13 protein-coding genes and 1 other annotated feature are annotated in these 13827 nt (G+C 32.4%); of the genes, 6 read left to right on the plus strand and 7 right to left on the minus strand.

Going from position 1 to position 13827, the window contains the following annotated elements; genetic code table 11:
- Positions 1–235 precede the first annotated feature (235 nt).
- On the minus strand, positions 236–1639 hold the full coding sequence (locus tag A3M9_RS13425) for an MBL fold metallo-hydrolase (RefSeq protein WP_084424688.1): 1404 nt from the start codon (positions 1637–1639) through the stop codon (positions 236–238).
- 113 nt (positions 1640–1752) lie between these two features.
- Between A3M9_RS13425 and A3M9_RS0107350 the strand changes: the two genes are divergently transcribed.
- Positions 1753–3153 carry a sodium:alanine symporter family protein gene (locus A3M9_RS0107350; RefSeq protein ID WP_027308654.1) on the plus strand — a complete coding sequence of 467 codons (1401 nt, stop codon included), beginning with the start codon at positions 1753–1755 and terminating at the stop codon, positions 3151–3153.
- Positions 3154–3475: 322 nt separating this feature from the next.
- On the opposite strand, the gene ptsG is transcribed toward A3M9_RS0107350, so the two are convergent.
- From ptsG to A3M9_RS0107375, 5 genes are all read right to left on the minus strand, one after another.
- The gene (gene ptsG, locus A3M9_RS13430) at positions 3476–5005 is read right to left on the minus strand and encodes a glucose-specific PTS transporter subunit IIBC (protein ID WP_084424690.1); all 1530 of its coding nucleotides are present in this window, start codon (positions 5003–5005) and stop codon (positions 3476–3478) included.
- Between the two features lie 239 nt (positions 5006–5244).
- Entirely contained in the window at positions 5245–6066 is an 822-nt protein-coding gene (gene speD / locus A3M9_RS0107360) for an adenosylmethionine decarboxylase (protein WP_027308655.1), read from the minus strand.
- Positions 6067–6162: 96 nt separating this feature from the next.
- Entirely contained in the window at positions 6163–6843 is a 681-nt protein-coding gene (locus tag A3M9_RS0107365; protein ID WP_027308656.1) for an amino acid ABC transporter ATP-binding protein, read from the minus strand.
- Between the two features lie 8 nt (positions 6844–6851).
- Positions 6852–7493, minus strand: a complete 642-nt coding sequence (locus A3M9_RS0107370; protein ID WP_027308657.1) for an amino acid ABC transporter permease — start codon at positions 7491–7493, stop codon at positions 6852–6854.
- Between the two features lie 11 nt (positions 7494–7504).
- Complete coding sequence (locus A3M9_RS0107375) at positions 7505–8275, minus strand: amino acid ABC transporter substrate-binding protein (protein WP_027308658.1); 771 nt, start codon at positions 8273–8275, stop codon at positions 7505–7507.
- 78 nt (positions 8276–8353) lie between these two features.
- Positions 8354–8593: a binding site (T-box leader), on the minus strand.
- Between the two features lie 194 nt (positions 8594–8787).
- On the opposite strand from A3M9_RS0107375, the gene A3M9_RS0107380 reads away from it, so the two are divergent.
- The 5 genes from A3M9_RS0107380 (at position 8788) to A3M9_RS0107395 (ending at position 12708) form a co-directional block, all read left to right on the plus strand.
- On the plus strand, positions 8788–9813 hold the full coding sequence (locus tag A3M9_RS0107380; RefSeq protein WP_027308659.1) for a branched-chain amino acid aminotransferase: 1026 nt from the start codon (positions 8788–8790) through the stop codon (positions 9811–9813).
- Positions 9814–10049: 236 nt separating this feature from the next.
- The gene (locus A3M9_RS0107385) at positions 10050–10667 is read left to right on the plus strand and encodes a hypothetical protein (RefSeq protein ID WP_027308660.1); all 618 of its coding nucleotides are present in this window, start codon (positions 10050–10052) and stop codon (positions 10665–10667) included.
- Positions 10668–10723: 56 nt separating this feature from the next.
- Positions 10724–10858 carry a hypothetical protein gene (locus A3M9_RS14985; RefSeq protein WP_256379680.1) on the plus strand — a complete coding sequence of 45 codons (135 nt, stop codon included), beginning with the start codon at positions 10724–10726 and terminating at the stop codon, positions 10856–10858.
- 38 nt (positions 10859–10896) lie between these two features.
- On the plus strand, positions 10897–12159 hold the full coding sequence (locus tag A3M9_RS0107390) for an HD-GYP domain-containing protein (protein ID WP_027308661.1): 1263 nt from the start codon (positions 10897–10899) through the stop codon (positions 12157–12159).
- A 3-nt stretch (positions 12160–12162) separates the two neighbouring features.
- The gene (locus A3M9_RS0107395) at positions 12163–12708 is read left to right on the plus strand and encodes a DUF5317 domain-containing protein (protein WP_027308662.1); all 546 of its coding nucleotides are present in this window, start codon (positions 12163–12165) and stop codon (positions 12706–12708) included.
- A 1-nt stretch (position 12709) separates the two neighbouring features.
- Here A3M9_RS0107395 and A3M9_RS0107400 read toward each other — a convergent pair whose 3' ends face one another.
- A complete protein-coding gene (locus A3M9_RS0107400; protein ID WP_027308663.1) occupies positions 12710–13534 on the minus strand; it encodes a response regulator in 825 nt (274 codons plus the stop codon).
- Positions 13535–13827: the final 293 nt, after the last annotated feature.

Below are 13827 nucleotides of genomic sequence, written 5' to 3' on the forward strand. Positions count from 1 at the left end.
TTTTTCTCCAAGATGATATACTTTAGAAAAGTAAGTGAGCATTTGTTTTAAATAACTTTTGTTCATTTCATCAGCATCCTTTTTATGTTTGTTTGTGGCAAAACTATTATAAAAAGGATGCTTTCTTTATGCAAATTTTTTCTCTATATTTTCCAGTAAAAATCGGAAAATACCTAATTTCTACTTACTATTTCTTAACCCTTATAAATCAACGGACTTACCACCCTAAAAATTTTCAAGTGCGAAATCTCTGAAATTCATCATACAGCTTAGGTATTTCAACTTTGCATTGAACAAACCTCTCAAGTTCCTCCTTTAAATTTTTAGATGCCTCCTCTTCACCGTGGGTTACAAATATTTTCTTAAAAACACCATTTTTAATGTTCTTTACCCAATTCAAAAGTCCTCCTAAATCTGCGTGCCCTGATAACGAAGGAATGCTGTATATGTTGGCATTTACAACCATTTCTTCCCCAAATATTTTTACCCTTTTCTCTCCATCTAATATTCTTCTACCTAATGTTCCCTCAGCCTGATAACCAACAAATATTATAGAGGTGTTCTTTTTCCATATATTATGTTTTAAATGGTGCTTTATTCTACCTGCTTCACACATACCACTTGCAGAAATTATAACTACCCCCTGCTTCTCATTTAATGCTTGGGATTCCTCAGCTGTTTGTACAATATAAAGATTATCAAAGTGAAGCACATCTATATCTTTTGACAATAAATTTAATGCCTCTTCATCATAGCATTCCTTATGCTTCTCAAATATCTCAAGTGCCTCCCTTGCAAGAGGACTATCAAGATAAAACTCTATATTTTTTAGTTCTTCCTTTTTTTCGATATCAATGTATTGATTTAAAATGTATAAAACCTCCTGTGTCCTTCCAACTGAAAAGGCAGGTATTATTACATTTCCCCCTGCTTTAACAGTATTTATTATTATATCATATAGGGATTTTGCCTCTTCTGCCCTTGATTCGTGAAATCTGTTTCCATATGTTGATTCAATTACAAGATAATCTGTATAATCTATATACTCATAATTTTTTATTATTGGAATATTAAAGTTACCCAAATCTCCACTGAAGGTTATAATATTCTCCCTTTTATTTTCCTTTATCTTTATAACTACTATTGCAGAGCCTAAAAGATGCCCAGCATCTTTAAACATAAACTCTATGTTTTTATCAATTGTAATCCACTTATCATATGATGCCCTATAAAGATAATCATTAACAACAAGTGCATCTTCAACCGTATATAAAGGTTCAACCGGGTCAAGCCCCTTTCTTAATCTCTTTTTAGTCCTCCATTTTGCTTCAAACTCCTGAATATGACCACTATCCTTAAGCATTATATTTACCAAATCACAGGTTGCAGATGTTGCATACACAGTTCCCCTAAAGCCTTGCTTATAAAGCATAGGAAGTCTTCCTGAATGGTCTATATGGGCGTGAGTTAGAATTACAAAATCAACATCCTTTGGATTAAAGGGAAATGGTTCATAGTTTAAATCAAATACATTTCCCTGAAACATTCCACAATCAACTAAAAATTTTCTTTTGTTTGTTTCAATTAGGTAGCAAGAACCTGTAACTTGTCCTGCTGCACCACAGAATTTAATCTTCATACAAAGCCCCCCTTTCTTTTTATTATACCATATATTTTTGTAATTTTCTTTCAATTGACTAATTAAGTCGAATCTGATACAATTTTGTTAAAATTAAAAATTGGAGGTGTGGTATGGATCAATTGTTATCAAATTTAATCAATAATACAAACAACATTCTTTGGTCTTATATTATAATTGCACTATTAATTGCAGCCGGACTTTATTTTTCCTTCAGAACAAGATTTGTTCAGCTAAGATACTTCAAGGAGATGTTTAAACTTCTAACAGAAGGAACAGGCAGTGCAAAGGGGACAAGCCATATTTCATCCTTTCAAGCCTTCTGTATAAGTACCGCATCCCGTGTTGGAACAGGAAACCTTGCGGGCGTTGCAACAGCAATAACCGTTGGAGGTCCTGGTGCTATATTTTGGATGTGGGTTATAGCTATAATTGGTGGTGCATCAAGCTTTGTTGAAAGCACACTCGCACAAGTTTATAAAGTTAAAGATGGTGAAAACTATCGCGGAGGCCCTGCCTACTATATGGAAAGAGCCTTAGGTCAAAGATGGATGGGAATACTTTTTTCAATCCTTATAACAATATGTTTCGGGCTTGTATTTAATTCTGTTCAAGCAAACACAATTTCTCAAGCCTTCCAAAAAGCATTTGGAATAAAAACTTATATAACAGGTGCTGTAATAGCCTTTATAACAGCAATAATTATATTTGGTGGAGTTAAGAGAATTGCAAAAACAGCAGAAGCAATCGTTCCTGTTATGGCAATAGCCTATGTTACGGTTGCACTATTTATAGTTTTAAAGAATATAACATTAATACCTTCAGTATTTAAGATGATTTTTGAAGGTGCCTTTGGAGTAAAACAAGCAGTTGGTGGTGGTATAGGTGCTGCAATAATGATGGGTATAAAGAGAGGTCTTTTCTCAAACGAAGCTGGTATGGGAAGTGCACCAAATGCAGCAGCAACAGCCCACACATCACACCCTGCAAAACAAGGACTTATTCAAACACTTAGCGTATTTACAGATACACTATTAATTTGTAGTGCAACAGCATTTATAGTATTAACATCTGGTGAATATACAAATCCAGATGTTACAGGTATACAACTTACTCAAAACGCCCTTGTTCATCACGTTGGTTCTTGGGGAAGTATATTTATAGCAATATGCATATTCCTATTTGCCTACAGTTCAGTTATAGGAAACTACTACTATGGTGAGACAAACATTGAATTCATTAAACCAAGCAAGACTTATTTAAATATATATAGATTACTTGTTGTAGCAATGGTTATGTGGGGCTCAATTGCTTCACTTCAAATAGTATGGGATTTAGCAGACCTGTTTATGGGACTTATGGCTATATTAAATATAATTGCAATACTTCTTCTTGGAAATGTTGCATTTAAGGTTTTAAAGGATTATGAAAAGCAAAGGGAAGAAGGATTTGATCCTAAGTTTAAGGCAAGAAATATAGAGGGATTGAAGAACGCAGACTGTTGGGAAGAGTAAAATAAAAGGCTTGGTTTTAACCAAGACTTTTTTATTAGACACATAAAGGATTTCTTTGGATTACGTTCATTTCGCCAAGCAATTCTAAGGCTTTTCTTTGTTTGAAAAGTCCTACCCTCGCGATGCCATCGTCCTGATGGCCGCTCGGCTCGGCACTTCCTGTGCCGAATTACGGACTTTTTCAAAGCCGAAAAGCCAAGAATTGCTAAAGATTATGAAAGAGCCTTTTTGAAATCCTTTTATGTGTCTAAAACAGAGTTTGTAAAAAATAGTAATAAAATATAAAATAGAGGCTTGGTTTAAAAACCAAGCCTCTATTTTATCATATACCTGCTATCTTCTTTATTTCACTCTTAATGTTGTCTGACTTTGGTCCAAATATAGCTTGGATACCATCGCCAACTTCAACTACTCCTGCAGCACCAAGTTGCTTTAATCTATCCTTATTTACCTTCTTAGGATCAACTACATTTACTCTAAGTCTTGTTATACAAGCATCAAGGTACTTAATGTTTTCCTTTCCTCCAAGAGCTTCTAAAACATTTGCTGCAAGTGTTGAATTTGTAGCTGCCGCTTCTGTTGCTCCTTCAACTTCCTCATCTTCTCTACCAGGAGTCTTTAGATTAAATGTTCTTATTGCAAATCTAAATCCAAAGTAGTAGATTACTGAGAATACTAAACCTACTGGTATTACAAGCCACCAAGAAGTTCTATTTGGTATTACACCAAATAGTATAAAGTCAATTATACCACCTGAGAATGTCATACCTATCTTAACATTTAGTATGTGCATTATCATAAATGAAAGTCCTGCAAACACACAGTGTACAGCATATAATGCTGGTGCTACGAATAGGAATGTAAATTCGATTGGTTCTGTTATACCTGTTAAGAATGAAGTAAGTGCTGCTGATGCCATAATACCTGCAACAACCTTCTTCTTTTCTGGTCTTGCTTCGTGATACATAGCAAGAGCTGCTGCTGGAAGACCAAACATCATAAATGGGAACTTACCTGTCATAAATGTACCTGCTGTAAATGGAACTCCATCCTTAAGTTGTTGGAAGAATATTGCTTGGTCACCTCTAACAACTTGACCTGCAAGTTGTCCTGTTTTTGCTGTATATTCACCAAATTGATACCAGAATGGATTATAGAATATATGGTGTAATCCAAATGGAATAAGTGCTCTTTCTATAACTCCAAATATAAATGCTGCTATAGTCTTATTTGCATCAATCATTGAGCTTGAGAATGCGTTAAGTCCATTTTGAATTGGAGGCCATACAACAACCATCACAAGTCCTAATATTATTGATGCTGCTGCTGTTACAATTGGAACGAATCTCTTTCCTGCAAAGAATCCTAAGAATGGTGGTAGTTCTATTGTATAGTACTTTTCATATAGTGCATAAGCAACTAAACCTACTATAATACCACCAAACACACCAGTTTGAAGTGTTGGAACACCAAGAACATTTGCATAAGCTGGGCTCTTTCCTATGTGTGCTGGTGTTACACCTGCTACTATTCCCATAGTAACATTCATTATTAAGAAACCAACTATTGCCGCAAGCCCTGCAACACCTTCTCCTCCTGCAAGACCTACTGCAACACCTACTGCGAAGATAAGTGGTAGATTACCAAAAATAATACCTCCTGATTGTTCCATAACCCTTGCAATAGCTTGTACACTTGCTGATCCAAAGGCAGGTGCCTTTTCTAAGAATGCTTGGTTTTGGAACATATTACCTAATGCAAGTAGTATACCTGCTGCTGGAAGTAGAGCAACTGGTAGCATTAGGGCTTTACCTATTTTTTGTAGGACACCAAATGCTTTTTTTGTTGACATAAACTTTCCCCTCCTAATGAGTTTTTATATATTTTTGTATTTAAAATAAAATATTAAAGGCATGAGTAAAGGTACAATAAATTAGGCACCCAAACGGATGAACCTAATTTTCCATACCTTTTACTCATGCCTGATCGAATCAGTAACACGTAAAAGTATTTTATTCACCTGTAACATTAATTATATCAGCAAGAAATAATTAATGCAATAGCTTTTAAATATTAAATTTTCTAAATATTTTACTTCGTTACATTTGGAAGGTTTATTCCGTAGAAAATTTCAGTCATTTCTCTCTTTAATTTATCTGTTATATCCTTCTTTTCCTGTTCGTTTAATTCACTCTCTGACTTTTCAAACAGATAATTATCAAGCTTTATATCCCTTACCATCATCTTTGTATGGAATATATTTGATTGATAAATATTCATATCAATCAAGTTGTATCTGTCAAGTGTTTCCTGTGCTATATAGTCTTGGATTGATGTTATGTCGTGATCAATATATAGCTTATGGCCATGTATATCTCTTGTAAACCCTCTAACTCTATAATCTATTGTTATTATATCTGAATCAAAGCTATCTATCAGATAATTTAATGCCTTAAGTGGCGATATTTGTCCACAAGTTGACACATCAATATCTACTCTAAATGTACTTATCTCATTTTGGGGGTGAGTTTCTGGGTACGTATGCACAGTAACGTGGCTCTTATCAAGGTGAGCAACAATGTTTTCTCTTGTTGGAGTTAATATACCTCTGTTACAGGATGGATCAAGTATATAAAGAGGTACCTCCTCTTCAGAGATAAGCAGTGTAACACTTGCTCCCTGTGGGTCATAGTCCTGCTTTGCAATGTTTAAAACACAAGCACCTATCATTTCCGTAACATTTGTCAATATCTTTGTTAGTCTCTCTGAATTATACTGCTCGTCAATATATTCGATATACTTTTTTCTGTCCTCTTCCGTCTTTGTGTAGCATACGTCGTAAATGTTGAAACTCAAAGTCTTTGTTAAATTGTTGAATCCGTATAGTTTTAGCTTGTTCTTTCCTTTTTCCAATTCAACTCCCCATTCCTTTCAATTAATATTTTCAGTAAAATTATATAACTTTTACGGGGAATGTCAAGAACTTTAAACTTACATAACAAGCAATTTTTATGATATTATTTTTCCCTCTTCTATTTTAATTATTCTATCCGAAATAGAATAGGAAAATTCCTTATCGTGACTAACAATTAAAACAGCCATATTTTCCTTCTTAAACCCCAATATTATATCAGCTATACTTTTTTTAACCTCATCATCTACTGCAGATGTAGGCTCATCAAAACAGATTATTTTCGGAGACAAAACGCACGCACGAGCAATGGCTACCCTCTGTCTTTGCCCACCAGATAGTTCATAAGGATAACAGTCTTTTTTATCTAAAATGTTTAGCTTTTCAAGAAGCTTAACTGCCCTTTCAACAGCCTTTTCTTTATCTAATTTATAGGCTTTAACAGGTGATAATATTATATTATCCAGCACAGTTAAATTAGGAAATAAATTAAAGCTTTGAAAAACATACCCTATGGATTGTCTTATCTTTTTTAAGGTTTCACCCTTTGCACCTTCAATAAAATTTTCATTTTGCCTATACAGGTATTCTCCGTTTATTTTAATATTACCCTCATCTATAGTTTCAAGTCCATTTATACATCTTAAAAGAGTTGATTTCCCTGCCCCTGATTTACCAAATATAGAAACAACCTCTCCCTCCTTTAATTCAAAGCTTACATTATCTAAAACCCTCTGTCCCCTAAAGGATTTTACAAGGCCTTCTACCTTTAAAAGCATATTACCACCTACCTATAGTATTCAAATTTTTCTTCTATATTTTTAAACAAGTTGCTTAGAACATATATAAACCCAGCATAAAATATTGCTACAACTAAAAATGGAATTAAGGTTGCATCTCTATTTACTGCAATTTTTCCTTCCCTTAATATATCAGAAATCCCTACGACATAAACAAGTGCTGTATCCTTTACCAATGTAATTACTTCATTAGCAAGTGCAGGGAGAATATTTTTTAACATTTGAGGAAATATTACATATCTATAAGTATCAAATCTACTTAACCCAAGTACCTTTGCTGCCTCAAATTGTCCTTTATCTATAGATTGAATGCCCGCCCTAAAAATCTCTGCAAAGTATGCAGCATAATTCAATATAAAGGCTATAAAAACAGCTGTATATCTATCGAAGGTTATACCGACTATAGGCAGACCAAAAAATACAAATATTATCTGAAGAAGTAGAGGCGTCCCCCTCATTATGAATATATAAAGGGAGACTGCCATCTCTATCATCTTTATCTTTGATAGCCTAAGCACTGCAACTAAAATTCCTAAGATAAGCGAAAATATCAATGTTACAATAAATATATAAAAGGTTACAAACATTCCACTTTTCATAGATATAAATAGATTAATAATATACTCCACAAAATCACCTCTTATTTTTTAAACCAGTTACTATATATTCTTTCAAAGGTACCATCCTTTTTCATTTCTTCTAAAGTCTTATCCACTTTATCCTTTAGTTCATCTCCCTTTCTAAAACCTATGCCATACTCTTCCTCACCAAAATTATCTTCAAGTATTTTAAATTTATCCTCTCCTTTAAGTTTTATATAGTATCTTGCCAATATCTCATCCACAACAACTGCATCAATTCTTCCGCTTTCAAGTTCCATAAGAGCATCATTGTTTGTTTCATAAAGATTAAGTTTTCCATCTTTAAATTTAGATAAAATTTCTTTATCCTTTTCTACTGCCTCTTGGGAACTTGAGTTTAATTGTGCCGCAACTCTTTTTCCCTCTAAATCACTCTTCTTATTTATATTTGAGTCCTTCAAAACTACTATAACCTGTCTATTTACAAGATATGGTTTTGTAAAATCAACTTTTTCCTTTCTCTCCTCTGTTATTGTATATCCATTCCATATTGCATCTATTTTTTTAGAATTTAATTCAGATTCCTTCATAGCCCAATCAATAGGCTGAAACTTCACCTCATAACCTAATCTTTTAAAAACCTCCTTTGCTAAATCAACATCAAATCCTACTATTTCCCCTTTTTCATTTTTGAACCCCATAGGTGCAAAGGTATCATCAAGTCCTACTACCACAATTTTACTTGCATTATTTGAAACTTGAGTTTTAGAACAGGATGCAAGAAAAAATGCACTGATTAATAAAGTTAATCCTAAAATGAATTTTTTCATACCATTTTCCTCCCTTTAAATTTTTATATATTTTTAGCAGTACTGCTTTTTTTACAAAACAAAAAGCTCCCATCCTCCTCTGAGGACGAGAGCTTATCTCCCGTGGTCCCACCTCAATTCATTAATGCCTCACGACATTAACCTTATTAGGTACTAACATACCCTATCACTATAACGGGTGAAGGTTCCCGTGGTAGCCTACTAATCTTCGGTACCAAACTCCGAGATGTGTTCAAAATAGCCCTCATACATCCTCACACCACCCGGATGCTCTCTGAAATGGAAGCTATTTTTACTATTTCTCTTCATCGTTTTTGCTTTATTTATTTATCAATTTACCATATTAAAGCTTTAGTGTCAATATATTTTTCGTTAAAAAAATAATTTATTTAAAATTCTAAATAATTTTAACATTATTGCTGCATAAATGTTTTTTTTATGTTATAATTAAGGTGGAATGAGGGAATGTGTTACACAAAATCCTCTCAATCATTTTAAGTGAGGTGAATTATATGAACAAAACTGTAAACTTAGATTGGGGGAAACTTGGATTCAGCTATATCAAAACAGACTTCCGTTATGTATCCTATTGGAAGGACGGAAAATGGGACGATGGTAAACTTGTAGAAGACAATATGGTTACCATCAGCGAAGGCTCAACAGCTCTTCATTATGGACAACAATGCTTTGAGGGACTTAAAGCATACAGAACAAAGGATGGTAAAATACAACTATTTAGACCTGACCAAAACGCAAAAAGAATGAATTCCAGTTGCAGACGTCTTATGATGCCTGAAATTCCTGAAGAAAAATTTATAGACGCTTGTATACAAGTAGTAAAGGCAAACGAACATTTTGTTCCACCTTATGGAACAGGTGCTTCTCTTTATTTAAGACCTTATGTAATAGGAATTGGAGATAACCTTGGTGTAAAACCTGCACCAGAGTATTTATTCTCAGTATTCTGCTGTCCTGTTGGACCATATTTTAAAGGTGGTATGCAACCTGTTAACTTTACAGTATCAGACTATGACAGAGCTGCACCATATGGAACAGGTGGTGTTAAGGTTGGTGGAAACTATGCGGCAAGCCTTCTTCCACACGAACAGGCAGTAAAGAGGGGATTTGCAGATTGTATTTACCTTGACCCTGCTACTCATACAAAGATAGAGGAAGTTGGTGCTGCAAACTTCTTTGGAATAACAAAGGACAACAAATTTGTAACACCAAAATCACCTTCAATACTACCAAGTATAACTAAGTATTCTTTAATGCACATTGCAAAGGAATACCTTGGGATGGAAGTTGAAGAAAGAGACGTATATATAGATAAACTTGATGAATTTGTTGAAGCTGGTGCTTGTGGTACAGCCGCAGTTATAACTCCAATTGGAGGAATTGAATATAAAGGAAAACTTCACGTATTCTACAGCCAAACTGAAGTTGGTCCAATAACTAAAAAGCTCTACAATACGCTTGTTGCAATACAACTTGGAGATGAAAAGGCACCTGAAGGATGGATTGTGGAAGTTAAATAAAACCATTAGGCAGTAGGTTAAACCTACTGCCTAAAATTTTAAAAGACATACTATTTGATATATATTATATAAATTTAATATATTTTTGAAAAATTTTAAGAAGGATTTTTTTATTTTTTGTCTAAATAATAAAATTAGGGTTAAAAATTGATATAAACAAAATTTTATTTCATAAAATTTTGTTGATTTTTAATATATTGTATGTTATGATAATATTTGTAAACGGAGGTAAATATATGGACGTTTTAGCTATACAGGATGTCATTAACAAAATTGAAGGTGTTATTAAATCAAAGGTTGTAAAAGAAAATAATGAAATTAGTGAAATTCATATATTAGCAAATACATTAAAATCACCGAAACAAATTTTAAGAGATATTGAATCAGCACTTTATGCAATGTTTGATATTAAGATAGATAGAAATAAAATAAGTATAGCAGCAATTCAATCAGAGGATGTAATATCTAATAAAAGAGTTAAATTTAACAGTGTTCAACTAAAGAATCAGTTAAACACTTTAGAATGCAGTGTAACGCTTATGTATGATGATAATGAATATACAGTAGAGGATGTAGCAATCAACACATCAATAAATAAAAAGAAATTAGTATCAAAAACTACATTAAAGGCAGTTGAAACAATCTTAGGACAGGAATACATATTTGATGTTCAGGATGTGCTAATTAACACAAGTAATGATATATCTGTTGTTACTGTAATAGTAAATGCCCTGTTATATGGAACAGAAGAAGTTTTAGTAGGTTCCGCACTTGTTAAAAACGATGTAAATGAAACAATCGCAAGAGCAACACTTGATGCTATCAACAGGGTAATTCAAAAAATCACCTCTTAAAAACTTAATAATATGTTAAAAAGGCCGATTTAATTATTTTTATCCTAAGCGGAGTTATGCGACAGGCGTATAGCGGAGACCTGTTAGCCCAAAAACGCGAAGGAGTGATACGTATGAAGAGATTCTTACCTGCAATTCTTGCTCTTTTAACACTTGTTTTAGCAGGTGGTTCACACTTTAACTGGAGATAATTTTAAATCGGCCTTATTTTTATCAGGAGGGATACTAATTGAATAAAAAAGTTAAATTGTATTTAATTTTAATATATAGTGTATCTTTTTTATGTTTTTTAAACGCATATTCTACTAATTATAATAATTCAATACCAGGCTTCATAATATTTACAACATTAGCTACTATAACAGAGTCTTTCCCAGTTTTTTATAGAAATATGTTTATAACATCAAGTTTTGCTGTAACTTTAGCTGCCATATATTCATTGAATACATTTTGGGCTATGGTTGCAATTTCACTAAGTATACTATTAAGAATATATAAAGATAATGATGAATTGTTACATTTTTTTAATACATCTAAGATAAAGCTTTTTTTTAATTTATCTAATTTATCTATATCTATTTTCTTTTCTTCAAAAGTATTTTTTTTATTTTCATATTTTTTTAAAACAGAATATTATATAAATGAATTGATGAAATTCATTTTAACAACAACAACATTTTTAGTCGTAAACGTACTTATATTCTCAATTTTAATTTCATTGCTTGAAAAAGAACCTATACTAAAAACAATATATGAAAACTTTAAATTTGGTCTTTTAAACATATTTTCTATGGCTCCTTTAGGTTATTTCCTTGCTTACCTTTATAAAAATTCAAATATAGTAGGTATCTTAGTAGTAACTATAATCATCCTTTTTGCCCGCTATACATTTATGCTCTATATTGAATCTAAAACAAAATATCAAGAAACTATAAAGGTACTTATGAATGCCCTTGAAATGAGAGATAAATATACAGAAGGACACTCAAGAAACGTTGCAGATATAGTAAAAGCAATCGGAAGGGAGCTTGGATATAGTGAAAGTCATATAGAGGAATTAGAACTTGCTGCATATCTACACGATATTGGTAAAATAGGTATACCTGATTATATTTTAAATAAGCCTGGAAAATTAACTGAAGAGGAATATGCAAAAATAAAGGAACACCCTGCAATTGGATATGACATTGTTAAAGATATTAAAGGTATAGGAAATATTCCTGAACTTGTTAGACACCACCACGAAAGGTACGATGGTGCTGGATATCCAGATGGTAAAAAAGGAGACGAGCTTAGTATAGACGTTTATATACTTCAACTTGCCGATTCAGTTGATGCTATGCAGGCAAAGAGAGTTTACAAAAATTCTTTAAATACACAACAGATTAAAGAAGAAGTTTTAAGATGTAGAGGAACTCAATTTCATCCTAAAGTTGTTGACATATATTTAAAAATATGCGAAAGAGAAAATCTATGTAATATGAGGGGTTAAGATATGTTTTTAGCGGCACTTTTAATTGGTATTTTAGTTGGGTTTCTACTTAAAGGAAATATAAAAAATATTGATGTTGAAAAAATTAAGGCACCCTATCTTGCTGTTGTAGCCTTTTCTATTGAATTTATTCTGTTTACCCTTGTTAGAAAAGGGTTATTATCAAGGGGAAATATAACATATATACTTTATTTGACCCAATATATACTCATTTTATTATTTATATATAAAAACAGAAAAGACTATGCCTTTTTAGTAATAGGTATAGGAATAATATTAAATGCACTTGCCATCTTTTTAAATGGTGGTGCAATGCCAGTAAGTCCTGAAGCTATGGTTAAAGCAGGAATAATATCTTCTATAAATGAAGTAAAAGAAACTATGGCATCATCTGAAGGATTATATATTCTTCAAAACTCAAATACACTTCTACCTTTCTTAGGTGATGTTATACCATTAAAACACTTTAGACACTACGTCATAAGCATAGGTGATATATTTATTTCTATAGGACTTATGTGGTACATAATAAAAGAGATGAAAAAGTAGCTTACTTTTTCATCTCTTCTTTATTTTCATCCTTATTTTTCTCCTTCTCCCTAATTTCCTTATTTATTTCATCATTTATTCTCTGTTTTGCAACCTTATAAAGTTCTTCTACTGTTCGGCATTCATTTGGAAAATTTGTTATACCAAAATACCATTTATCATTTAATATAGTCCTTATTTTATTTACAACAACTTCTGCCCCATTTTTATTGGTAAAAGGGAGCACCAATGCAATAGTTGATTTACCAAGCTCTATTATAGTATCTAATTTACGTAAAGCTTCCTTTATCTCCCTAACAGTCTGCTCTATATTTAATCCATCAGAGTATTCTTTACTTGCAATAACTAAACATACTTCATAATTTCCTCGCTTTGCCCTCTCTATCTCCTCCTGAAGACTCTCTGATAACAAAGCATATAGGCTCTCCTCTGTGTCTAATAAAAGCTTTTTTATTCTGTTTATCAATTCCTTTGATGTAAAGGGTTTATTTAAATATTCCTTGGCACCCTTTTCTATTGCTCTTCTAACTGTTGCTGAAGTTGCATCAGAAGATAATATCATAATTGGAGTTAATTTATGCATAGCATAAATTTCATTGTTTTTTAAAGTTTCTATGATGTATATACCATCCTTTTGTGGAAGATGTATATCGGTAATTATCAAATCATATGGTTTTTCCCTTGACTTTATATGCTGCAGGGCATCCTCGGCAGAAACTGCAACATCAATATTATAACCCTCTGCTTCTAATGTCTTTTTTATTGTAATTTGAATAAGGTTTGAGTCATCTACAAGTAATATATTCTTTCTTCTGATGTTTTGCATTTTAATCCCCCATCTATTCACTTTCATAATTTTAAAATAAAGGACTTAACTATATGATATATCACCCTTTTGTCTTTATCAATCCTTCTTCTGAATTAAATAATTGTAATAAACATCACTAATATTTAAGTTGCTTTAAATAATTCAATTTAAAAAAATTCAAAATAATTAAACCTTCTGCGGGAAGCAGTCTTCCTACAGAAGGTTCATTTTATCATCAATTTATCCATACAGTTGTTTTAGATGGTTAATATATTCCTATTATTGTAGAAGTAACATCTCTTCCTGTTGCA

This window comes from Caloramator sp. ALD01 (assembly GCF_000472625.1).
Classification (GTDB): Bacteria; Bacillota; Clostridia; order Clostridiales; family Caloramatoraceae; genus Thermobrachium; species Thermobrachium proteoclasticum.